Raw genomic sequence first — 24,053 nt, forward strand, 5'->3', positions numbered from 1 at the left:
TTTTTTCTAATTTTAAAGGATTTTAATCGCTACGTGAAGAATCATTGGAGGAACTATAAAGGAATACCGTTACCGAATGAGGGGGAGATAAAATGGCGCGAAGACCAAGAAGACCGCAAAGAATACATATTATTGGATCCGTAGGTAGCGGAAAAACAACATTAGCAAAAGAGCTATCCAAGAAGCTTAAAATTCCTCATTATGAGCTGGACCAAGTCGTTTGGAATAGAACGAGTCATGGAGATGTTCGAAACAGTCTAAGCGTTCGAGATGAACAATTCCACCGAATTATTGCTTCAGACGCATGGATTGTAGAAGGAGTGCATCATGAATGGATCTATGATGGGTTAATAAAAGCGGATATCATCGTATTTTTGGATGTACGGATGAAAACAAGGAGATGGCGTATCTGGAAGAGGTACATGAAGCAGATCCTTCGCCTAGAAAAATCCCATTATCGAGCTTCACTTCGAATACTACGGAAAATGTTCGTTTGGAATCAACAGTTTGAAAAAGAAAGCAGACCAGAAATTCTGAAAATTTTAAAGGCATTTAGTCAAAAAACCTGGATTGTTACGAGTAGTGAGGAGATAAAGAAAGCATTACTAAAATAGAGGACAATTACACGATTATTGTATTTATCCTCTTCGAATTAACCATTTTTTTAATAAGAAACCGATGATTAAACCAGGAATTACACCACTCATTGGTAATAAAACTGGACCTGGAAAAAAATGATAAATGGTAACCTTGGGTGAAAATATAATCCCGATGGTGACAAAGTAGGCGCAAAATGCGAAGGGAAGGTAGGAATATTTTTGCTTTCCACCGCCAGCATCTTGAAAGGCGTCCCACATGGAAAAGAAATAAATGCATGGGTAAAACATAAGCCAGCTGAAGTCGGCAACTTCTAATGCTTGACTTGTTTCTCCGATAAAACTTAAATAGATTATTTCGTTAAAATTAGAATTAATATTTATTAGAAATTCTAAGAAAATAAATAATAAGCCTTTAATATAACTTTTGTTTAAAAGCTGTCCAAAACCAGGGAAAGCAATACTCCAGAGTAATACTTCCAAGGATTTCAAAGGAGTTCCCTCCGCTCTGCTCGAATTGCCATAATGGCACCTCCTTAGCTGATTTCACTTATGAAGGGCAAGACGAGCTGTTTAGCTCGCCCTGCTTATACCTTATTACTTTTTATTTACGGTTCTTAACTAGGTCAATCGTTCCAAGAACAACGTGAGCTAGTCCAAACCCAAATATCGTATTGGCAACCATTTTATTAGATCCCTTTTTTTGCTTCATGGCATATCCAGTAGCTGTAACTGCAGTACCTAACGCAGTTGGAATCATACCTTCTCTTGTTTCCATGAAAAGTTCCTCCTTTTGGATGAATCAGTCCTTCCTTTATATTGTTAGCTAAATCATGAAAACGATGTAAGAGAACGGTTATGTATTGCTTTCCATTTTTTCTTTCAAAGAATGTGTGGAAACGCAGCAGCTTCATAGCGATTTTTTATATTATTTTCATTTGTGGTGACCCTAAGGAAGAATCTCTATGTTTAGGAGGTGAGCCTCGCTATTTTATAGGAGGCGACTTAATTGGATATCTTGAACCTTTTTTTATTAATTTTATTAATCGCATTAACCGGTTTTTTTGTGGCAACCGAATTTTCTATCATTCGTGTTAGATCTTCAAGAATTGAGCAATTGATTACGGAAGGCAAAAAAGGGGCGAATGCTGCTAAGGTTGTAGTCAATCACTTGGATGAATATCTTTCTGCCTGTCAGTTAGGGATAACGGTTACGGCATTGGGATTAGGGTGGATTGGAGAACCGACAGTCGAAGCACTTCTTCATCCGCTATTTGAGGCGCTACATCTCAATGCGTCCATCACACATATTTTGTCTTTCAGTATTGCTTTTGCCGCCGTTACATTTTTACATGTGGTGGTTGGGGAGTTAGCTCCAAAGACGGTTGCGATTCAAAAATCAGAGACCGTTACTTTACTATTTTCTAAACCAATTATTATTTTCTATAAGGTCATGTTTCCATTTATCTGGATGCTGAATGGATCTGCTCAATTATTAGTACGTCTGTTTGGTATGAAGCCAGCTTCTGAGCATGATGTCGTTCATTCGGAGGAAGAGCTCCGATATCTTCTTTCTGAGAGCTACAAAAGTGGGGAAATCAATAAAAATGAGCTTAAATATGTTAACAATATCTTTGAATTTGATGAACGTTTAGCCAAAGAAATCATGGTTCCACGAACCGAGATAGTTACAGTGTCTGTTACCGATTCCGAACAGGATATTTTATCGATTATCCATTCTGAGCATTATACGAGATACCCAGTCGTAGACGGGGATAAAGACCATATCATCGGTCTTATTAATATTAAAGAATTTTTAACAAGAAAAATGGTACATTCTGAAGAGTTTCAATTAGAAAAATTTATTAAGCCAGCCATACAAGTGATTGAAACCATTCCAATCCATGATTTATTAGTTCGTATGCAAAAGGAGCGAACTCATATGGCCATCCTTATTGATGAATACGGTGGAACTTCTGGTATTGTGACGGTAGAGGATATACTAGAGGAAATCGTCGGAGAAATTAGGGATGAATTTGATATTGATGAGATTGCCGAGATTAGAAAGCTCAAGGATGGTCACTACTTACTAGATGCCAAAGTATTAATAAGCCAAGTGAATGATTTGTTAGGGATGGACCTTGCGGAGGATGGCGTTGATACAATTGGTGGTTGGTTTATGACTCAGAATATGGACGTGGACGCGAATACAGAAATGGAATATGAAGGCTATACATTTAAAGTGATTGAAATAGATGGACACCACATTCTTTATTTAGAGGTCATCCATAATGAAAGGACATAAAGCAAGCAGCACTATACATAGCTGCTTGCTTACTCTTTTAGAAGGAAATATGTGTTAATATGGGAGTAGATAGATGAAGAAAGGGGAAAGTAAAGTGAGTACATATCCGAATGTGGAAGAAACGAAACAACTTATTAAGGAACTTGTTTCGATTCCAAGTCCTTCTGGGAATACGAACCGAGTCATTTCATTTGTAGAATCTTATTTAAACGAATTGCACGTGCAGACGAAACGAAATCGCAAAGGTGGGTTGATTGCCACTCTTCCTGGGAAAAATGAAGATGAGCACCGAATGCTAACCGCACACGTTGATACCCTTGGCGCTATGGTAAAGGAAATTAAAACGAACGGTCGTCTTCGTCTCGACTTAATTGGAGGGTTCCGTTACAACTCGATTGAAGGGGAATATTGTGAAATAGAAACTGCATCAGGGGATATTATTACGGGAACGATATTGATGCATCAAACTTCTGTCCATGTATATAAAAATGCTGGAGAAGCGGAACGAAATCAAGTGAATATGGAGGTTCGTATCGATGCCAAAGCTGAAAGTGCGGAGGACGTACGAAACCTTGGAATTGAAGTTGGAGATTTTGTTTCGTTCGATCCAAGAGTCCAACTGACTGAGAATGGCTTCATTAAGTCACGACATTTGGACGATAAGGCAAGTGTTGGTATTTTACTTCAGCTTATTAAAAGAATAAAAGATGAAGATATTATTTTACCGTACACAACCCATTTCCTCATTTCTAATAACGAAGAAATTGGCTATGGAGGAAATTCAAATATAACGCCAGAGACAGTCGAATATCTTGCTGTCGATATGGGAGCGATGGGAGATGGACAATCAACGGATGAATATACGGTTTCCATCTGTGTGAAGGATTCAAGTGGTCCCTATCATTATGGCTTAAGAAAGCATCTTGTGGAATTGGCCACGAAGCATGATATTGGCTATAAGCTTGATATCTATCCTTTCTATGGATCAGATGCTTCCGCAGCTATTCGAGCTGGTTATGATATCGTACACGGTCTAATAGGTCCTGGAATTGATTCTTCCCATGCTTTTGAACGGACCCACGAATCTTCTATCATGCAAACAGAAAATCTGTTGTATCAGTACATCCAATCTCCGTTAGTTTCCTACTAAATGTGAATCATGGGAGGTAGGCACATGTTTACTCACAAGGTTGATGAGGATCTGGCTTTAAAGTTGGTAGAGCCACAGGATGCTCCCCGAATTTTTGAGTTAATCGAACAATCTAGAGAGTATCTTAGACAGTGGTTACCTTGGTTAGACGTGACGACGAAGGTATCGGATACAAGAGTATTTATTAAAGGAACCAGAGCTCATTATATTGAAAACAAAGGAATGACAACTGCGATTCTATATAAAGATGAAATCGTGGGTATAGCTGGTTTTAATGAATTAGATTGGGTAAACCGGACAGCTCTTATTGGGTACTGGCTAGGAAAGCCCTACACGGGCAAAGGGATTATGACAAAGGTCGTAAAGGCATTAGTGAACGTAGCTGTTTATGAACTAAAAATGAATCGAATCGATATAAGAATAGCGACCAATAATTACAAGAGCCTCTCCATTCCAAAAAGATTAGGGTTTACGGAAGAGGGGATATTGCGGCAAGCAGAGTGGTTATACGATCATTATGTGGACCACATTGTATATAGCATGCTAGCTGATCAGTGGGAAAGTATAGAGAAAGAGGGTTAGTGCAGACTAACTCTCTTTTTGAATGGAACAAGACAAATCTGGTCATATATGGGTAATATGGGTTTCATCTCTACAAAATTAGGGAATATGTTGCTATAATAGTGTCGAAAAGTAAATTGCATACATAATGGAAAAGAATGTTGGAAGGGAAAATATCTATGGCAGAAACTAAAGGAAGAGAAATAAGAGTATCTCAAGATAGCCTTTCGAAAGGCGGCCATATTCTATATACATACAGTGATCATGAAAAGTACCTTCGCAATGCCGCCAATTTTATTGAAGAAGGAATACTACTTGGCCATGGAATTGTTTTCGTAGAACACAAACATAATCAAGAGAAAATTTGGCATCGATTAGTAGAGAACGGAATCACGGAACAACAATTAGATACTATTATTTATAAAGATATTGATGAATTCTATTTTGACACGGCGGACAAAACTTTCCATAATTTTTTTGAGATAACTCGAACGTCTGGAAATTATCATTTTGTTCGAACATGGGGATTAGTTGTTCCTACTATAATGGGGTATGAGGAATTATGTACGTATGAGCGGGAAAGTGACAACTATGTGAGAGATAAACATATTATTTCGGTATGTGCTTACGACGCTACCAATCTTCCTACGGATGTATGTGTAAGATTATTAGAATCCCATGATTATTACATGACAGATAATCAGATTGTTCCAACTCAAATCTATCAAACGAGTAACTCGGTAATCCCTTCTATTGCAGATCAAATAAATTTAGAGAAATCAGCAGAGGAAGATTTAGTGCGATCTGAACAACTATCGTTTGCTGGTCAGCTTGCAGCAGGAATTTGTCATGAGATCCGGAATCCCTTAACAACGATAAAGGGCTTTTTTCAATTCATAAAGGAAATGGACCGAAAAGAAGAGAAGTATTTTGATGTGATTCATGAGGAATTAAGTCGAATTGAAAAGATTACGACGGAATTGCTGCTACTTGCAAAACCTGATTCCGAATCGAGGTCCAAACAAAATCTTGTGAAGCTTGTGGAAGATGTTCAAGTTCTATTAAATACCCAAGCTGTTTTAAAAGAGATTTCTATTCATACAATCTTTCAAGAGGAAGAGCTTATGATAGATTGTGATCCGGCGAAGATTAAGCAAGTCCTTATCAATCTTATTAAAAATGCAATTGAAGTTATGGATCGTGGAACGATTACCGTGACCGCTAAGCGTACAGGAAATATGGCCCTTTTAACGATAGTTGATGAAGGACCGGGGATGTCACAGGAGCATATTCAGAAGATCGGAGAGCCCTTCTTTACGACGAAAGAAAAAGGTACAGGCTTAGGGCTGATTATTTGTTTAAACATCATTAGAAATCACAATGGAAAAATGAAAATTGAAAGTGAATTAGGTGAAGGAACAACTTTTAAAGTTTCCTTGCCATTAGTTTGAAAGATTGAAGGGCTATGACATGATGTCTGGCCCTTTTTTACTTTCGTAAAAAATATGCTCGATGCTTACTTCTTCTTCAATGATGATTTTCCCAAATGAAAACTGCTTTTGTCTCCGTTTATCCGTAGCCGATCCAGGATTAAACATGGTGACACCGTTTATGACGTTTTTTACTGGAATATGAGAATGGCCAAAAATAATAATATCGACAGCCTCGTCCTTGAAGGCTTCATAGGCTCTTTTCTCTGTTGTTTTTCCTTTTCCATGTCCGTGAATTACACCAATTTGGACACCGTTGCAATGAATCAGCTTTCGCCATCCGAGTTCATCGATAAGGCTTGGTTCATCCACGTTGCCTGCAACACCAACAACTTCTATGTGCTTTTGAAAATATCGGAGGACCTCTGTAGTTTGCCAATCACCGGCATGAATGAGCAAGTCCGCTTTTTTTTCCTCCTGATCTAGTAGATCAGGAATCATAGAACCTCGCTTTGGAATATGGGTATCTGATACAACGATAATTTTCATTTAAAACACATCCTTTACATACAGATGGCAGGAAAACGTATTTCTATAGCGAATTATAAGCTAATAAAACTAGGAAGGGGATCTGGGATGAATCGAATAAATTTAATAGCTTTAGGTGTACGTGATATGAAGGCTTCTGTTTCCTTTTACCGAGATGGGCTGGGATTTTCAACCTCTGAAACTTCAGACAGCCCTTCGATTGTCTTTTTTAATAATGCCGGTACGAAGTTAGAATTGTACCCGTTAGACTTGCTCGCAAAGGACATTAATGAAGAAAATCCACCAGAAGTTCGTCAAGGCTTTACAGGAATTACGCTTGCCTATAATGCAAAGTCGGAGAAAGAGGTGGATGATGTCATCCAGCAAGCAGAAAGAGCAGGAGGCAAGATTGAGAAAAAGCCTCAGCATGTTTTCTGGGGTGGATATAGTGGATATTTCTCTGATCCAGATGGATATATGTGGGAAGTTGCTTTTTCCGAACACTGGAAGTTCGATGAAAACGACATGTTAATCATTGAATAGGAAGGCTCATTATGGCCTTCCTTTCTAATGTTCATCAATCATTTTTCTAGACATGCCACCATCTATAACTAAGTTTTCCACGGTTATGAAGTCGTTTCTAGGATCAATTAAGAATAAACAAGCTCTCGCAATGTCCTCTGGTTTCCCAACCTCATAACGGGATTCTACAGATTTTCCGATACCACTTCCTGCTTTCAGTGACGAGAACCACTCCATTGATAACGCTCGCACCTATTCCCTACGTTTTTTCTTCTATTATAGCTTGAACAGATTAACCAACCAAATCGAAGAGCTTTTTTAGTGAAGGGTGTCTTGATTAAGATCAACAAAAAGGGAACCATCCTTTTGAATTTCTGCATAGAAAACATCTGTTACATCGGAGGCACCGGCTTTTTGCAATTCTCCTTGTAACCAGTCTTCGTCCATATTTAATTTGTTAAGATTCGCATAATTGACTTTCCCATCAGAGACGAGCTCTGTGGACATAGGATAAGCAGGGACCTTTGTGATATCTCGATTCATATCGGATTTAGTGGCGGGTAGTTGCCCTTCCTTATTCATGACAGACAATTTTCCGTTCGTCTCAAAAATGGCGTATTCCACATCTTTAATTGAGAATACGTTTTTCTGTCTAAGCATGGTGTTTAGAGCATCAATATCTAAACGAACTTCACGCATTTCCTTTTCCATGATCTGTCCCTGTTTAATGACAATCCGGGGTTGACCCTCAATCACTTGTCTCACTTTGCTAGATTTAATATCAATCCAGCCCATTACGATCGTAAAAACAGCCCAACCAGCTAATGCGAGAAAACCATTACTAATAGATAAAGTGTTGTTCGTAACTAGAGAGCCTCCAATTGTTCCAATAGAGATGGCGGAAACAAAATTAAAAAAAGTCATTTGACTAATTTCTTTCCTGCCCATCAATCTTGTTAAGGCTAATAACGTTACAAATGCAATTCCTAATCGAACGAATAATTCTAATACACTCATTTTGACTCCTCCTTCACGTTTTATCTTGCCTAAACTAGTTAAAATCATGCTCTTCTTACGAATTAGTCTGAAATCAAATCAGTCTAAAGGCTGAATCAAGTTCAACCTCTTTACCGTTATGAAAAAGAGTTATGCCGTCTATAATGAAAACAACGAAACGAAAGGGAGGAAAAAAGAATGTTGAATGAATTTGAAGTAATGCAAGAAGTTAGTGACCGTCGCCCAAGGTAATGGGAAGGAAAGAAGGTGAAAGGACATGAATGAATACGAAATTGAGTATATGATGCAAGAACGTCGACCTAAATAATTGGTTGGAAGCAAAATGAGATAAAAGGAGGTTATGATAGGATGAACGAATTTGAAGTATTGTATCTAGTCCATGAACGACGACCTAAATAACAGTAGGAAGTAAATAAAATGGAGGATCGTATCATGGATAATCAAATATGGACGCGTTAAAAAGTCTCTTTCAGAATCTACGAAAGAGACTTTTGATTTGCGTACTACTACTTATAATCCCTTTTTAATGGTTCATACTACAAAGAATCAGTAAAAGGGGGCAAAATGATGATTAGAAAATTCTTAAGCCTAGGTTTGATTGTGCTTGTTTGCCTATCTCCTTTGGCTATATATGGCCATGTAAAATGGTTCGCTACAAAACCACCAGTAAAAATCCCGATTGAAGACATCTTATCTCCATTATTTTTAACTGTATCTTTACTTATTGCCGTTTTATTAGCGGTTCTCACACAAGTTATCCCGTTATTAATGCATATCCCTATTTTTAAAAAGATAAATGACGCATTGGAAGGTCTGCGCAAATATTCTCGTTATATTCTAAAGTACGGAACAGCAGGTTCCCTAATTATTCAAGTACTCTCTGGAACGATGTTTGCTCCAGATTTTGCTATCGATCATACGTGGCAGACACTCGTTATGTGGTTCATTATTATTGGATTATTAATTCCACATCATATTGCCACAAAAGCAGCAGCCATTGTTATGCTCGGTTTATTTGCCACACTTTGGGTGGATTATGGCTGGTTTTACATGCTTGATTATGGTTTTTATGTCGCCATTATTGGGGTGCTCCTATTATGGAATACAAAGCTGGAAAATTGGGGCTTTCCATTCCTATACCTTGGAACAGGGCTTAGTCTATGCTGGGTGGCTGTTGAAAAATGGGTATATCCCTCTATGACTATTGAGATCATTGAACATCATGGTGTTCCGACTTTTGGCTTTGATCCAAGTGTGTTCATCGTATTGGCTGCTTTCATTGAGTTTGTTGTGGGGTATTTACTTGTTGTAGGAATCCTAAATCGTGTGTTGGCTATTGTGGTGACTGTTATATTTATTTTGACGACAATGATTTTCGGAATGACAGAGATTATTGGACATGCGATGATACACATCATCTTAATTATTTTTGTTATTGAAGGAGTTTCCTTTTATTATCCGCCAATCAAAATCCATCGAACTAAATTAGATCAAATGGTCTTTGTTTTCCTTAATTTCTTGTTTGTGCTTAGTACCTTTATTCTCATTTATTATCGGTTTGGATAATCCATAAAAGTTGAAACAAGCCTGTTGTTTTAGGGTATTCGTTGATTAAATGGAGCTTAGACGGTATTCTATAGAAAAAGGGAAAAGATTAGGATTGGAGTGCCACATGAGAAAAATAGCTTGGATTACAGACAGTACCTCTGGATTGTCAAAAGATTTTATTGAAAAGCATAACATCTTTGTTTTACCAATGAATGTAATAGTCAACGACATATCGTATCGAGAGGATATCGATATTACGAAAGATGAATTTTATGAAAAACTTAAAGTTCACGGGCTAGGGGCGAAAACAAGCCAACCTACCTTTGGCGAATTTGTGGAATTGTATGAGAAGCTAAAGACAGAGTATGATTGCGGAATTGCTCTTCACGCTTCCAGTGAATTAACAGGAACCTATCAGAGCTCTCAAAGCGCATCGGAAATGGCTAATTTTCCGGTGGAGGTGATTGATTCGAGAATTGGAGCTTATCCATTGGGCAAAATGATTGATTTGGGGATTGAATTGGAGCAGAAAGGCCAAGAGTATGAGGAAATTGTGGAGACACTTCGTACTTTACCGGAAAAAGCCCAATTATACTTATTTCCAGAAAACCTAGAGCAATTAAGAAGAAGTGGAAGAGTTAGTGCAGCTAGATCAGCTTTAGCCAGCATTATGAATATAAAATTAATGCTTTGCTTCGACAATGGTAAAGTAGTCATTCATGATAAAGTGAGAACAAGCAAACGAGTTCGAAAAAAAATGAATCAAATTATTGAAGAAGCAATTGAGAAACACAAGCTTAATGAATTGTGTATATTGCATGCCGGTGTGTTTGATCAAGCTCAGCAATGGAAGCTGGAGCTGGAGAAATTGCACGCGCATATAAAATTCAAAATTGAAACGCTTGTACCAGTAGCTGGTGTCCATACTGGATATGGGACATTAGGTATAGCATGGCTAGCAAAGTAACGATAAACCTCTTTACGGATGACGTAGAGAGGTTTTTTACATATTAATAGGAAGGCTTGGATAATCTATAGTTATTGATGAGATACGGAGGTTCACTATGTCAGACCAAATTCTCTCTACAGAACATGTTGTTATGATTGTTACGGCGCTATTAGTAGGGACATTGGCGCGAGCAATCACAATAAAAGAAGACTTCCGACAATACCCAAGTTATCCTAACGGTTATTTAATACATTTAGTAACGGGATTTGTAGCGGCAGCTTTAGGTGCTGTAGCCATTCCAGCCCTCATGACGAAGAACTTTGTTGCTGTTACATTTTTGACCCTTGCGATTCAACAATTTCGAGATGTTCGAAAATCGGAAAGGGAAAGCTTGAAAGATTTAGAGAATACAGAGTTTACGTTTCGCGGTGATGCTTATATTGATGGTATTTCCAAAACATTTGAAGCACGTAATTACTTTGCTTTAGTGGTTGCCTTCGCAACGGCATTAACAATCCAGCTCATACGAACAGAACTAATATGGGTAGAAGTTTTACTAGGAGTAGTAGCAGGTGTGGTCTGTTTATTCCTTTTAAGAAACTTTTCAAAAGGGAAAATGATAGGAGACATAGCAGATATAAAAGAAGGAGAAGTTGAAGTAAAAGGCTCCGAGCTTTTTGTAGACGGCATTTATGTATCTAACATTTTAGGGAGTGAGAATGCTGCAAAGATGTTTCGGGATGAGGGAATCGCAGTTTTATTAACTCCGAAAGAGCAACATTACCGTGTTACTTTAGACAACTTTGGGCAAAGGCAGGCTGCATTATTTGAAGCAACGCGTACCTTAGGTGTGAAAAGATATCATTTTAGTAGGAAGGAATATGAACAGGGCAGAGTTGTCATAACATTTGTTCCTATCATTCGAGATGTTCCAAAGTTAATAGAAGCAATGAAACATACCCCTGTTTTGGAAAGCTCCAAAAAAAGTCATGGTTTAATGAAGTAATACAATATGGAGGAAATGAATCATGGGTAGAGAATCAAGTCAAAAGCCAGGTTATGAAATAATAGCTTATATTACCCAACATAAAGAAAGGGTTCTTGGTGGTACTTCCTTATCCTTGTTTGCTTCGGATGAGGATCAACTGAATTCGATGACATCGGATATTGCTAAAGCGATGAAGGCGGATGTTGTAAGGATGAAAAATGGTGATTACTTAGTAATACGTGTATAGGTAAATGGAAAATATTGCAGGTATCTTTTTTGATCTTCAGCGTATATACTAGATAACACCGACGCGAAAATGAATAGTTGGTTAACAAAACATCAAATAGTTGTTGACTTTAAGTTTTGTATCATGATATATTGTTAATTGTCGCTTAAGAAAGTGATTATAATTTTTGTGAAAGGTTATTGACTTTCAATTAGTGACTTGATACAATATAAAAGTTGTCATTAAAACATATTAAAGTATTGATCCTTGAAAACTGAACAAAACAACCAGTATGTTAAGTAAGATTTTAGCTAGCTTTAAATTGAGTAAAGAACTCAAAACTCTATTGGAGAGTTTGATCTTGGCTCAGGACGAACGCTGGCGGCGTGCCTAATACATGCAAGTCGAGCGCGGGAAGCCATCTGATCCCTTCGGGGTGACGATGGTGGAACGAGCGGCGGACGGGTGAGTAACACGTGGGTAACCTGCCTATAAGACTGGGATAACTCCGGGAAACCGGGGCTAATACCGGATAATACTTTTTCCTGCATGGGAGAAAGTTGAAAGGCGGCTTCGGCTGTCGCTTATAGATGGACCCGCGGCGCATTAGCTAGTTGGTAGGGTAATGGCCTACCAAGGCAACGATGCGTAGCCGACCTGAGAGGGTGATCGGCCACACTGGGACTGAGACACGGCCCAGACTCCTACGGGAGGCAGCAGTAGGGAATCTTCCGCAATGGACGAAAGTCTGACGGAGCAACGCCGCGTGAACGATGAAGGTTTTCGGATCGTAAAGTTCTGTTGTTAGGGAAGAACAAGTACAAGAGTAACTGCTTGTACCTTGACGGTACCTGACGAGAAAGCCCCGGCTAACTACGTGCCAGCAGCCGCGGTAATACGTAGGGGGCAAGCGTTGTCCGGAATTATTGGGCGTAAAGCGCGCGCAGGCGGTTTCTTAAGTCTGATGTGAAAGCCCACGGCTTAACCGTGGAGGGTCATTGGAAACTGGGGAACTTGAGTGCAGAAGAGGAGAGTGGAATTCCACGTGTAGCGGTGAAATGCGTAGAGATGTGGAGGAACACCAGTGGCGAAGGCGACTCTCTGGTCTGTAACTGACGCTGAGGCGCGAAAGCGTGGGGAGCGAACAGGATTAGATACCCTGGTAGTCCACGCCGTAAACGATGAGTGCTAGGTGTTAGGGGTTTCCGCCCCTTAGTGCTGAAGTTAACGCATTAAGCACTCCGCCTGGGGAGTACGGCCGCAAGGCTGAAACTCAAAAGAATTGACGGGGGCCCGCACAAGCGGTGGAGCATGTGGTTTAATTCGAAGCAACGCGAAGAACCTTACCAGGTCTTGACATCCTCTGAACACTCTAGAGATAGAGCTTTCCCTTCGGGGACAGAGTGACAGGTGGTGCATGGTTGTCGTCAGCTCGTGTCGTGAGATGTTGGGTTAAGTCCCGCAACGAGCGCAACCCTTGATCTTAGTTGCCAGCATTTAGTTGGGCACTCTAAGGTGACTGCCGGTGACAAACCGGAGGAAGGTGGGGATGACGTCAAATCATCATGCCCCTTATGACCTGGGCTACACACGTGCTACAATGGATGGTACAAAGGGCAGCGAAGCCGCGAGGTGAAGCAAATCCCATAAAACCATTCTCAGTTCGGATTGTAGGCTGCAACTCGCCTACATGAAGCCGGAATCGCTAGTAATCGCGGATCAGCATGCCGCGGTGAATACGTTCCCGGGCCTTGTACACACCGCCCGTCACACCACGAGAGTTGGCAACACCCGAAGTCGGTGAGGTAACCTTTTAGGAGCCAGCCGCCGAAGGTGGGGCCAATGATTGGGGTGAAGTCGTAACAAGGTAGCCGTATCGGAAGGTGCGGCTGGATCACCTCCTTTCTAAGGAAAGATAACGGAAGCCAGCTCTTCGGAGCTGGTCAGAGAACATACTGGTTCGTTTGGTTCAGTTTTGAGGGATTAACTCTCTCAATGCCACTTTATTGTGGTTTTTTGCACCTTGAAAACTAGATAAGAGCATTAGAATAGTGGAAGTTCTTTGAGGACGGAAACTAGACTAATACAAGACATTCAACAGTAACAAACCAAACGTCTTTTCACAGACAAATTAGTTAAGTGAAGAAGGGCGCACGGTGGATGCCTTGGCACTAGGAGCCGAAGAAGGACGGGACGAACACCGATATGTCTCGGGGAGCCGTACGTAGGCGTTGATCCGGGAATTTCCGAATGGGGAAACCCACTACTCGTAATGGAGTAGTACCTATATCTGAATACATAGGGTATAGGAGGCAGACCTGGGGAACTGAAACATCTTAGTACCCAGAGGAAGAGAAAGCAAATGCGATTTCCTGAGTAGCGGCGAGCGAAACGGAATTAGCCCAAACCAGAAAGCTTGCTTTCTGGGGTTGTAGGACACTCTATACGGAGTTACAAAGAAATAGTGTAGACGAATCGATCTGGAACGATCAGCCGAAGAAGGTAAGAGCCCTGTAATCGAAAGACTGTTTCCTCCAGAGTGGATCCTGAGTACGGCGGAACACGTGAAATTCCGTCGGAATCCGGGAGGACCATCTCCCAAGGCTAAATACTCCCTAGTGACCGATAGTGAACCAGTACCGTGAGGGAAAGGTGAAAAGCACCCCGGAAGGGGAGTGAAATAGATCCTGAAACCGTGTGCCTACAAGTAGTCGGAGCCCGTTAACGGGTGACGGCGTACCTTTTGTAGAATGGACCGGCGAGTTACGATCTCTTGCAAGGTTAAGTTGTATAGACGGAGCCGCAGCGAAAGCGAGTCTGAATAGGGCGTTATAGTAAGGGGTCGTAGACCCGAAACCGTGTGATCTACCCATGTCCAGGGTGAAGGTCAGGTAACACTGACTGGAGGCCCGAACCCACGCACGTTGAAAAGTGCGGGGATGAGGTGTGGGTAGGGGTGAAATGCCAATCGAACACGGAGATAGCTGGTTCTCTCCGAAATAGCTTTAGGGCTAGCCTCAAGAAATGAGTACTGGAGGTAGAGCACTGATTGGACTAGGGGCCCTCATCGGGTTACCGAATTCAGTCAAACTCCGAATGCCAGCTACTTTATCTTGGGAGTCAGACTATGGGTGATAAGGTTCATAGTCGAAAGGGAAACAGCCCAGACCACCAGCTAAGGTCCCCAAGTATACGTTAAGTGGAAAAGGATGTGGAGTTGCTTAGACAACCAGGATGTTGGCTTAGAAGCAGCCACCATTTAAAGAGTGCGTAATAGCTCACTGGTCGAGTGACTCTGCGCCGAAAATGTACCGGGGCTAAACGTATCACCGAAGCTGTGGATTGTTCTTTCGAACAATGGTAGGAGAGCGTTCTAAGTGCAGGGAAGTCAGACCGTAAGGACTGGTGGAGCGCTTAGAAGTGAGAATGCCGGTATGAGTAGCGAAAAAGAAGTGAGAATCTTCTTCACCGAATGCCTAAGGTTTCCTGAGGAAGGCTCGTCCGCTCAGGGTTAGTCGGGACCTAAGCCGAGGCCGAAAGGCGTAGGCGATGGACAACAGGTGGATATTCCTGTACCACCTCCTTTCCGTTTGAACGACGGGGGGACGCAGTAGGATAAGGAAAGCGCACCGATGGATGTGTGCGTCCAAGCAGTGAGTGAGTCAGATAGGCAAATCCGTCTGGCAATCACAAGCTGTGATGGGGAGGGAAATTGAGTACCGAAGTTCCTGATTTCACACTGCCAAGAAAAGCCTCTAGTGAGGAAAGAGGTGCCCGTACCGCAAACCGACACAGGTAGGCGAGGAGAGAATCCTAAGGTGATCGGGAGAACTCTCGTTAAGGAACTCGGCAAAATGACCCCGTAACTTCGGGAGAAGGGGTGCTTCTTGCATGAGAAGCCGCAGTGAAAAGGCCCAAGCGACTGTTTAGCAAAAACACAGGTCTCTGCGAAGCCGAAAGGCGAAGTATAGGGGCTGACACCTGCCCGGTGCTGGAAGGTTAAGGGGATGCGTTAGCCGCAAGGCGAAGCGTTGAACCGAAGCCCCAGTAAACGGCGGCCGTAACTATAACGGTCCTAAGGTAGCGAAATTCCTTGTCGGGTAAGTTCCGACCCGCACGAAAGGTGCAACGACTTGGGCACTGTCTCAACGAGAGACCCGGTGAAATTATACTATGCGTGAAGATGCGCATTACCCGCGACAGGACGGAAAGACCCCGTGGAGCTTTACTGTAGCCTGATATTGAATGTTGGTACAGCTTGTACAGGATAGGTGGGAGCCTGAGAAACCGGAGCGCTAGCTTCGGTGGAGGCGTCGGTGGGATACCACCCTGGCTGTACGGACCTTCTAACCCAGGACCGTGATCCGGTTCGGAGACAGTGTCAGGTGGGCAGTTTGACTGGGGCGGTCGCCTCCCAAAGAGTAACGGAGGCGCCCAAAGGTTCCCTCAGAATGGTTGGAAATCATTCGAAGAGTGTAAAGGCAGAAGGGAGCTTGACTGCGAGACCTACAAGTCGAGCAGGGACGAAAGTCGGGCTTAGTGATCCGGTGGTTCCGCATGGAAGGGCCATCGCTCAACGGATAAAAGCTACCCCGGGGATAACAGGCTTATCTCCCCCAAGAGTCCACATCGACGGGGAGGTTTGGCACCTCGATGTCGGCTCATCGCATCCTGGGGCTGTAGTCGGTCCCAAGGGTTGGGCTGTTCGCCCATTAAAGCGGTACGCGAGCTGGGTTCAGAACGTCGTGAGACAGTTCGGTCCCTATCCGTCGTGGGCGCAGGAAGTTTGAGAGGAGCTGTCCTTAGTACGAGAGGACCGGGATGGACACACCGCTGGTGCACCAGTTGTTCCGCCAGGAGCATAGCTGGGTAGCTACGTGTGGAAGGGATAAGTGCTGAAAGCATCTAAGCATGAAGCCCCCTCAAGATGAGACTTCCCATCATTTTAAATGAGTAAGATCCCTCAGAGACGATGAGGTTGATAGGTTCGAGGTGGAAGCATGGTGACATGTGTAGCTGACGAATACTAATCGATCGAGGACTTAACTTAAATCTTATGAATGTCTTAACTCTTATCTAGTTTTTAGGGTGCAAACTCTAAAAAAAGTTCCGGTTGGAACTTCAAGGTCTAGTGGTTATAGCAAAGAGGTCACACCTGTTCCCATGCCGAACACAGTAGTTAAGCTCTTTAGCGCCCATGGTAGTTGGGGCATTGCCCCTGCGAGAGTAGGACGCCGCTAGGCCGAACCCATATTTTCTTGGTGCAAGATTTAATATTTTATATCATCGCGGGGTGGAGCAACGAGCAATGCATCCACCGAATAACCTGCGAGTAACCCCGAAGCATGAATCATCTTCGATTCAACAAGAAGATGCAGGGGTCCAAAACACTAGCTTTAATCTATAATTTGCTCATGAGTGTCAATTTAATATTTCTTATTGTCGCGGGGTGGAGCAGTCTGGTAGCTCGTCGGGCTCATAACCCGAAGGTCGTAGGTTCAAATCCTGCCCCCGCAACCAAATTTTTTACTACGTCGAATTACAAAATCGCTAAAAATTTATAGTGGTGCTCGAAAAACAAAAACAAATATCCATACATAACCAAACCTAGAATCTTACAATGATTCTAGGTTTTTTGATACTATTGAAACCCTTTTTACTTTGTGTGATAGAATAAAGGCAATAAAGAGGGAAATGAGTGAAGCCTATGGAAAAGACTGTTGAGAAGATATTTACAGAAGAAGTTATGCAATTTTTTAATGAAAAATTTCTGTTAAATGGGGACCACAAAAAGCTAGGAGATTTTGAAAACTACGTGTTTGAAGTCTATCAAAACGAAAGTCCATACATATTACGTCTAACACATAGCTCTCATAGATCCCAGGAGCAACTAAATTCTGAGGTAGATTGGGTCAACTATCTATTTGATAGTGGCCTAAAAGTACCAAAAGCACATCCTTCTATCGATGGTAATCTCGTCGAGAGCTTATTAGTAGATGATGGGTCTAGTTTTCATGCTAGTCTATTTAATAAGGCTGAAGGGAAACAAGTTCGTTTTTCAGATCCCGATTTTTCCGAAAAGCTATTCTATAAATGGGGTCAAACCATTGGGAGAATGCATAAAGCTACTAAGCTCTATGAACCAGCCACTAGTATCCAAAAACGGCCAAAATGGGATGAGGATGACTTGCTGGAAGTAGATCGATATATTGCTGATGATGAGGTTATAGAACGTGTCCATCAGTTTTTAAAGGACTTAAATGAGATCCCGATAACTCCTGAAAACTTTGGATTAATTCACAATGATATTCACTCTGGGAACTTCTTTTATGATGGAGATACGATACAGGTGTTTGATTTTGATGACAGCTGTTACCTATGGTTTGCGTCTGATATTGCTATTCCACTCTATTATTCCATACTAGGTCGATTCCCTAAGGAGAAGCAGGAAGAAAAAATTAATTTTGCAAAGACATTTTTACATGCTTTTGTAGAAGGATATCAAACTAGCAGTTCCCTTCCTGAGAACTGGGACAAGCATTTGCCACTGTTATTACGATTAAGAGATATAACCCTCTTTACTGTTCTTCACAAAAAAATTGCAGAAGAAGATCGAGATAAACAGGTACAAAATCTTTTAGTTGAGCTAAGAGCTAGAATTGTAAAGCAGGAACCGATTGTAAATATAGAAGAAATTTTATAGAAAAGAAGCCCATTCGTCTGACGAATGGGCTTTAAATATTTTCAATCGAAGTTCGTACGGAGTGCATAATCTTTGTAAAAGCTTGCTGTGCTTGTATAGGTTCTTTATTTTGAATAGCTAGTAATAAAGTTTCATGATGCGGGTAACTTTGATCAAAAATATCTTGTTTTCCGAATGGTTCATTCCAAAACTCGTGAAAAGAATCCCAGACAGACTCAATAATACTCTTTAATAATTCATTTTTCGAGGCATCATAAATCATTTGGTGAAACATAGAATCAGAGTGATTCGCATTGTCCCGGTCATCTAGCTTGAGAAAGCGAACATATTCTTGTAAGTAATATTCCATTTTCTCTATTTCTTCCTCAGTTGCATACTTTGCTGCTAATTCTACAGCTTTTCCTTCCAAAGCAGATCTAACTTCAAGCGCTTCCAGTAAGAAATGTTTCTCATTTGTAATATCAAAGGACGTTTGAATTTGGTATGGATTTGTATCTCTAACAAAGGTTCCTTTCCCATTTAGAATTTCTAATGTACCTTGTGATTCCAGAAGCTGTAGGGCTTCTCTTAACGTAGATCTACCGATACCGAGAGCATCGATTAGTTCAGATACAGAGGGAAGGCGATCTCTTTTTTGTAACTGTTCTTGTTTAATGTACTGTTTAATTTCTTCCGCAGCGCGTTCTGATAGTCTAGGTTTTTTTAGTGCTCTCAATGTGACATCACCACCATGCCAAATCGGTTATCTGTAGGGTTAGAAGGTGCAGAATTACAACTTTCAGATTTAGAACAAGCGTTTCAAAATATGAAGGAATAAAGGGGAGAGGGAAATGAATAACCGTCCAAGCTTAGGAATGGCATTAGTTCCTATTGGTTTATCGTTGGTTATTTTTATCGTTCTTAATCGAGAAGACTCCTTCAAATTTGCTAAGCAATTAGTGGGAGATGAATCGATTTTCACTACGAAAAAAGTGTAATTTCTAATTGACGAACATATGTTCCTTTCGGTAAAATATTCTTATAGTATTCAAAAGGAGATGGCGGGCAAATGGGAAGGAAAGCATACTTTTCAAAACGTGTATATAAAAACACACTGGCGCAAAATCATGTGGATTCCATACGTCACGCTCTTTTTGTGTTTAACCAAGCAAAACATTACTCTTTTTCGACGAAGGTTAAAGAACTTCGTACTGAAACATCAAAAAGAGACGGGGTTTCTTTGCATGTGCATGTGAAGAAAAAATTCGAACTGAATGATTACTATACCAACAGCATTGTCCAAGAAGTGAAGGCTCTTTTAAAATCCCAAAAAGAATTGCAGAAGCTATACATGTCGAATAAAAAAGAGCAAATCAAATCGGTGAAAAAGAAAATCAAGACGACTAAAAGTAAATTAACTTCTTTGAGAAAAATAAAAATTTCTATCACCAAAGGTAAAATCAACCTTCCAGGGAACCTGAAACACATTCAACAACATGGAAACCTATTCGGAGTTCACTATAAAAATGAAACGCTTATTTTCTTCCATGTCTATTCTTTTGAACATGATTACGTAGATTCTGAAATATCTATATTAAAAAGCCGTTTAGGTCGTTTGAAATTCCGACTAGATAGATTAGAGAAGATGCTGCGTAGCCTAAAAGGGAATATCCATAACGTTGTTTTCGGCACGAAAAAACTATTTCGTTCTCAATTCACCTTAGATACATATAAAAACAATCATGACCTTTGGAAACAGGATTGGACTCAATCTCGGTACAATCAAATGACGATTTCCGGAAGGAAAGATGCCAAATCGGGAAATTTTGTTTTTCATTACAATCCGAAAAATCATCAGTTAACATTCCAAACTCCTGACGGAACCATCGTCCACATCGAAGATCTCGTATTTCCTTATGGGCAAGGACAAATTAATTCAGCGGTGGAAAAACAAATGAACTTACATTCGAAAGATAGGAAACTTCAAGGAAAACCAGTTGGTTGGTCTATTGAAGACAAAGGCGACTACTATATCTTTAAGTGTTTGCTAGATATCCCAACATCAGAGTATAAAAACCATAGCAAAGTGGATGGGTTAATTGGTGTGGATTGTAACGTAGACCACTTTGCTGTATCGAATGTAAACCATAAAGGTCAGTTCGTTGATAGTTTTGTTTTGGATTTCGACCTTGTTGGAAAAAGTTCCAATCAAATTACCAAGATTCTTGAAGCAGAGGCCATTGCTATTGTTGATTATGCGGTGAACCATCATAAAGGAATCGCGGTAGAAAAACTGGATACAACCAAATCGAAAGTCTCTAACCCTTATGGAAATAGAAAAGCAAATATGCGTATGAGCTTATTTGCTTATCGTAAAATGGTTTCTGCTATTAAAAGTAGAGCCGAGAAATTAGGGATTGAGGTTCATGAGGTGAATCCGGCTTATACTTCTCAAATTGGTAAAATGAAATATATGAAGCGTTTTGGCATCTCTATTCACCAGGCTGCTTCTTACGTCATTGCTCGAAGAGCAATGGGATACAAAGAGAAGCTTCCACCAGTGTTGCATTCCCTTGTTCCAGAGAAGAAACAAGGTCTACATCATTGGGCGCAATGGAACGCAGTTTCTCGACTCCTAAGTGATGTACCAACTTTCTGGTTCGGTCATTTAGAACTTTCTGACACAGTAAGGCTTCGCGATGAACTCTCCTCTCTCGGTTTCCTGTTGGAATCTAAGAAAAGGAAAGACAATCTTACTAAAGAGGAAAGTGGAAAATCCATGGCCTAGTTGAACAGGTTATGGTCTACTTAGCAGCTTCTCTTTTAAGAATCCCCTTCCAAATGTTTAGCATTTGGTGGGGGTAGTTCAATGGTGGTATCGGTATTTTGAAGTATCCGGCAGAGTTAATGTTACTTTTTGCTGGAGTCGTATTTGCAGTCTTCGCAGTGGTTCAAGGGAACTCCTTTGATGAAATTATTACTGTTATGGGTGACAAGATAAAGAAAGCGCTTCCTGCTATATTGATTCTCTTTAGTATTGGGTTGTTAATCGGAACCTGGCTCATATCGGGTACGATTCCATTGTTTGTATATTGGGGATTAGAGCTTATCAATCCTAATTATTTATATGTATTGGCATTCCTAGCAACTGCGATTGTGTCTATGTGTGTAGGTACGTCATGGGGATCAGCTGGTACAATCGGGGTTGCACTAATGAGTATTGCAGAAACAATGGATGTCTCACTCGCTGTTACAGCTGGGGCAGTCGTTTCTGGTGCTTACTTCGGGGATAAATTATCTCCTTTATCTGATACGACGAATATGAGTTCGTTAGCTGCTGGATCCAATATTTATGAGCACATAAAACATATGTTGTTTACGGCAATTCCATCTTCCATTATTGCAATCATTGTGTACTTCTTTGTCGGTTTAGGAATGGATACAAACGCAACACAGCTTTCAAATATTGAAGAAATGACGGCCGGAATTGATCAACTTTTTAACTTAAACATCCTACTTCTTATTCCAGCACTCATTGTCGTTGCTGGCTCCCTCATGAAAAAATCACCTTTGATAGTCATCTTTACTTCTGCTATTTCAGCTATGATATTAGCACTACTATTCCAGCAAGCAACATTTTCTAATTTATTTGCATCTGCTGTTTCCGGCTTTTCTGTGAATATGTTGACTGATTCTATTCCGAACCTGAGCGCGGATGTTATTACTGAGGACATGCAAGGGCTGTTAAATAGAGGTGGTTTACAATCCATGTATAATGCCACATTCTTTGTATTTGTAGCATTCTTCTTTGCATCTGCATTGGAAGTCTCCAAAGCCTTAAATGTGGTGCTAGAGCGGATTATTGCTCATTTAAAATCAGTCGGAAGTATTACGGTGGCTTCTCTCGTTTCCGGCTTTGCTGTCATCAACTGTACATCTAATGCTCTGGTCACCTTCTTCCTAATCAAGGATATTTTTGGAGATGTTTTTAAGAAAAAAAATCTACACCCTGTAAACCTATCCAAAAACATGGAGGATTCCGTCACGATAACGGAAGTACTAATGCCATGGACGGTATCTGGGGTGTTCATTGCTACAACATTAGGTGTCGGGAATTTTGAGTTCTTACCATGGGCTATTTTTAACTTAGGTGGCTTTTTCTTCTCGGCTTTATACGGAATTCTCGCCCCATATACGAATGGATTTGGTATTCGGAAATTCGGCGATACACCAAACCAAAATCAGCACGATCAAGAGGCTATTTAATGTAAACCCTTCCAAATGGGAGGGTTTTTTCATTGGAAATAAAAGGTTGGAATTTTGTCTGGAGCTGCGGTAAAGTAGTACTAATACATATTTAGAAGGGGAGAAAACCATGAAACGTTTTGATACACAGGCCGTTCATCTCTCAAAGAAAAAATCCCAATCCATCGATAGTAAGGTTACTCCAATCTATCAAACATCTGCTTTTAAGTATAAGGATCTGGATGATCTAGAAAGCTTTTACCAAGGCGAAAAGGACTATTTATACACGCGGGTGGGAAATCCTAATACCGATGAATTAGGACAAGCTGTTGCTCAACTAGAAGGGGCTCCAAGCGGGGTAGCAACTTCATCTGGGCTGTCCGCAATTTTAGTAGGGATTCTTGCGGTAGCGAAACAAGGTGACCATGTATTAGCTTCCACTGATATTTATGGTGGCACCTATCAATTGTTGGCTCATGAATTAAAGGATTTTGGGATAGACGTCTCTTTTGTGAATTTTGAGGATTTGAATCAAGTGGAAAGCAACGTTAGACCAAACACAAAGCTGCTTTATTCAGAATCTGTGACGAATCCGTTGTTGCGGACGGAATCCCTTAAAGAGGTTGTGGAGTTAGCTCGTAAACATCGATTAAAAACAATGATTGATAATACGTTTGCTACCCCCTATCTTTGCCGACCGTATGAAGACGGGGTAGATTTAGTCGTGCATAGTGCAACGAAATACATTGGGGGCCATAGTGATATTACCGCAGGTGTGCTCGTTGGTAATGAAGAATTAGTGGGAAAAGCGAAGACAAAAGTAGTTAATATAGGGACGAATTTAAGTCCTTTTGAAGCATGGTTAACTTGCCGTGGAATCAAAACATTAAGTGTCCGCATGGAAAGACATGTTAAGAATGCCCAATATTTAGCCGACTCTTTAAAAGAACATAAAGCGGTTGATAAGGTGTACTACCCAACCAATGTTTCAGATCGCGGAAATGGGGCAATCGTAACCATCGATATCACGAATTCTTGTGATGTAGACAAGTTTTTTAAATCGTTGTCATGGGTGAACATCGTTCCAACATTGGCAGGGGTAGAAACAACGGTATCCTATCCGTTGTCCACCTCACACCGGGCTTTGCCGGAGGAGTCTTTAAAAGAATTAGGGATAACGAAAGGACTTATCCGTATCTCTGTCGGGATTGAGGACCAAGAAGATATCCTGAAAGCCTTTGTGGATGCGTTGGATCAATCTTATTTAAATTAACAAAAATGGGTGCTATTATTAGCATCCATTTTC

Annotated in this window: 20 protein-coding genes, 1 tRNA gene, 3 rRNA genes and 1 pseudogene; 19 read left to right on the forward strand and 6 right to left on the reverse strand. The window is 40.9% G+C overall.

All coding sequences use genetic code 11. The annotated features are described in order from the left end of the window. The first annotated feature begins 92 nt into the window (after positions 1-92). Positions 93-614: an AAA family ATPase gene (locus tag KO561_RS05615; RefSeq protein WP_231096150.1), complete on the forward strand. Its 522-nt coding sequence runs from the start codon at positions 93-95 to the stop codon at positions 612-614. 24 nt (positions 615-638) lie between these two features. Here the strand turns inward: KO561_RS05615 and KO561_RS05620 are convergent, their stop codons facing one another. Continuing rightward, the gene (locus KO561_RS05620) at positions 639-1,088 is read right to left on the reverse strand and encodes a hypothetical protein (protein ID WP_231096151.1); all 450 of its coding nucleotides are present in this window, start codon (positions 1,086-1,088) and stop codon (positions 639-641) included. A gap of 112 nt (positions 1,089-1,200) precedes the next feature. Beyond that, positions 1,201-1,374: an asparagine synthase gene (locus tag KO561_RS05625; protein WP_231096152.1), complete on the reverse strand. Its 174-nt coding sequence runs from the start codon at positions 1,372-1,374 to the stop codon at positions 1,201-1,203. A gap of 231 nt (positions 1,375-1,605) precedes the next feature. Between KO561_RS05625 and KO561_RS05630 the strand changes: the two genes are divergently transcribed. The 4 genes from KO561_RS05630 to KO561_RS05645 all read left to right on the forward strand — a co-directional run bounded on the left by KO561_RS05630 (position 1,606) and on the right by KO561_RS05645 (position 6,063). Further along, positions 1,606-2,901: a hemolysin family protein gene (locus KO561_RS05630; protein ID WP_231096153.1), complete on the forward strand. Its 1,296-nt coding sequence runs from the start codon at positions 1,606-1,608 to the stop codon at positions 2,899-2,901. Between the two features lie 73 nt (positions 2,902-2,974). Beyond that, positions 2,975-4,051, forward strand: a complete 1,077-nt coding sequence (locus tag KO561_RS05635) for a M42 family metallopeptidase (protein ID WP_231096154.1) — start codon at positions 2,975-2,977, stop codon at positions 4,049-4,051. A 24-nt stretch (positions 4,052-4,075) separates the two neighbouring features. Further along, the gene (locus KO561_RS05640) at positions 4,076-4,633 is read left to right on the forward strand and encodes a GNAT family N-acetyltransferase (RefSeq protein WP_231096155.1); all 558 of its coding nucleotides are present in this window, start codon (positions 4,076-4,078) and stop codon (positions 4,631-4,633) included. Between the two features lie 158 nt (positions 4,634-4,791). After that, positions 4,792-6,063, forward strand: coding sequence for an ATP-binding protein (locus tag KO561_RS05645; RefSeq protein WP_231096156.1), 1,272 nt, complete (start codon positions 4,792-4,794; stop codon positions 6,061-6,063). Positions 6,064-6,075: 12 nt separating this feature from the next. Here the strand turns inward: KO561_RS05645 and KO561_RS05650 are convergent, their stop codons facing one another. Then, the gene (locus KO561_RS05650; protein ID WP_231096157.1) at positions 6,076-6,591 is read right to left on the reverse strand and encodes a metallophosphoesterase family protein; all 516 of its coding nucleotides are present in this window, start codon (positions 6,589-6,591) and stop codon (positions 6,076-6,078) included. Between the two features lie 87 nt (positions 6,592-6,678). On the opposite strand from KO561_RS05650, the gene KO561_RS05655 reads away from it, so the two are divergent. Beyond that, positions 6,679-7,113 carry a VOC family protein gene (locus KO561_RS05655; protein WP_231096158.1) on the forward strand — a complete coding sequence of 145 codons (435 nt, stop codon included), beginning with the start codon at positions 6,679-6,681 and terminating at the stop codon, positions 7,111-7,113. A gap of 24 nt (positions 7,114-7,137) precedes the next feature. Here KO561_RS05655 and KO561_RS05660 read toward each other — a convergent pair. Together KO561_RS05660 and KO561_RS05665 are read right to left on the reverse strand one after the other, a co-directional pair. Continuing rightward, positions 7,138-7,263, reverse strand: a pseudogene (locus tag KO561_RS05660) (SDR family oxidoreductase); the annotation flags it as partial. A gap of 147 nt (positions 7,264-7,410) precedes the next feature. Beyond that, entirely contained in the window at positions 7,411-8,109 is a 699-nt protein-coding gene (locus KO561_RS05665; RefSeq protein WP_231096159.1) for a YetF domain-containing protein, read from the reverse strand. A gap of 567 nt (positions 8,110-8,676) precedes the next feature. Between KO561_RS05665 and KO561_RS05670 the strand changes: the two genes are divergently transcribed. The 9 genes from KO561_RS05670 to KO561_RS05710 all read left to right on the forward strand — a co-directional run bounded on the left by KO561_RS05670 (position 8,677) and on the right by KO561_RS05710 (position 18,523). Continuing rightward, positions 8,677-9,675, forward strand: coding sequence for a DoxX family membrane protein (locus KO561_RS05670; protein WP_231096160.1), 999 nt, complete (start codon positions 8,677-8,679; stop codon positions 9,673-9,675). 106 nt (positions 9,676-9,781) lie between these two features. Continuing rightward, positions 9,782-10,624: a DegV family protein gene (locus KO561_RS05675; protein ID WP_231096161.1), complete on the forward strand. Its 843-nt coding sequence runs from the start codon at positions 9,782-9,784 to the stop codon at positions 10,622-10,624. 97 nt (positions 10,625-10,721) lie between these two features. Next, a complete protein-coding gene (locus KO561_RS05680; protein WP_231096162.1) occupies positions 10,722-11,612 on the forward strand; it encodes a YIEGIA domain-containing protein in 891 nt (296 codons plus the stop codon). 22 nt (positions 11,613-11,634) lie between these two features. Continuing rightward, on the forward strand, positions 11,635-11,841 hold the full coding sequence (locus KO561_RS05685; protein WP_231096163.1) for a capping complex subunit for YIEGIA: 207 nt from the start codon (positions 11,635-11,637) through the stop codon (positions 11,839-11,841). A gap of 322 nt (positions 11,842-12,163) precedes the next feature. Beyond that, a 16S ribosomal RNA gene (locus KO561_RS05690) occupies positions 12,164-13,725 on the forward strand. A 228-nt stretch (positions 13,726-13,953) separates the two neighbouring features. Next, a 23S ribosomal RNA gene (locus KO561_RS05695) occupies positions 13,954-16,870 on the forward strand. 77 nt (positions 16,871-16,947) lie between these two features. Further along, positions 16,948-17,063 (forward strand): 5S ribosomal RNA (gene rrf, locus KO561_RS05700). Together the 16S, 23S and 5S rRNA genes with 1 tRNA gene alongside form the textbook arrangement of a ribosomal RNA operon. A 200-nt stretch (positions 17,064-17,263) precedes the next feature. Further along, a tRNA-Met gene (locus KO561_RS05705) sits at positions 17,264-17,340 on the forward strand. 187 nt (positions 17,341-17,527) lie between these two features. After that, a complete protein-coding gene (locus KO561_RS05710) occupies positions 17,528-18,523 on the forward strand; it encodes a phosphotransferase enzyme family protein (protein WP_231096164.1) in 996 nt (331 codons plus the stop codon). Between the two features lie 31 nt (positions 18,524-18,554). Here KO561_RS05710 and KO561_RS05715 read toward each other — a convergent pair whose 3' ends face one another. Beyond that, complete coding sequence (locus KO561_RS05715; protein ID WP_231096165.1) at positions 18,555-19,238, reverse strand: FadR/GntR family transcriptional regulator; 684 nt, start codon at positions 19,236-19,238, stop codon at positions 18,555-18,557. Between the two features lie 115 nt (positions 19,239-19,353). Here KO561_RS05715 and KO561_RS05720 point away from each other — a divergent pair, with 115 nt between their 5' ends. From KO561_RS05720 to KO561_RS05735, 4 genes are all read left to right on the forward strand, one after another. Next, the gene (locus KO561_RS05720) at positions 19,354-19,500 is read left to right on the forward strand and encodes a hypothetical protein (protein WP_231096166.1); all 147 of its coding nucleotides are present in this window, start codon (positions 19,354-19,356) and stop codon (positions 19,498-19,500) included. 71 nt (positions 19,501-19,571) lie between these two features. Continuing rightward, entirely contained in the window at positions 19,572-21,290 is a 1,719-nt protein-coding gene (locus tag KO561_RS05725; RefSeq protein ID WP_231096167.1) for an IS200/IS605 family accessory protein TnpB-related protein, read from the forward strand. A gap of 98 nt (positions 21,291-21,388) precedes the next feature. Next, on the forward strand, positions 21,389-22,768 hold the full coding sequence (gene nhaC, locus KO561_RS05730; RefSeq protein WP_231096168.1) for a Na+/H+ antiporter NhaC: 1,380 nt from the start codon (positions 21,389-21,391) through the stop codon (positions 22,766-22,768). A gap of 109 nt (positions 22,769-22,877) precedes the next feature. Continuing rightward, on the forward strand, positions 22,878-24,020 hold the full coding sequence (locus KO561_RS05735) for a trans-sulfuration enzyme family protein (protein ID WP_231096169.1): 1,143 nt from the start codon (positions 22,878-22,880) through the stop codon (positions 24,018-24,020). Positions 24,021-24,053 lie beyond the last annotated feature (33 nt).

The sequence above is a fragment of the Radiobacillus kanasensis genome (assembly GCF_021049245.1).
Classification (GTDB): domain Bacteria; phylum Bacillota; class Bacilli; order Bacillales; family Amphibacillaceae; genus Radiobacillus; species Radiobacillus kanasensis.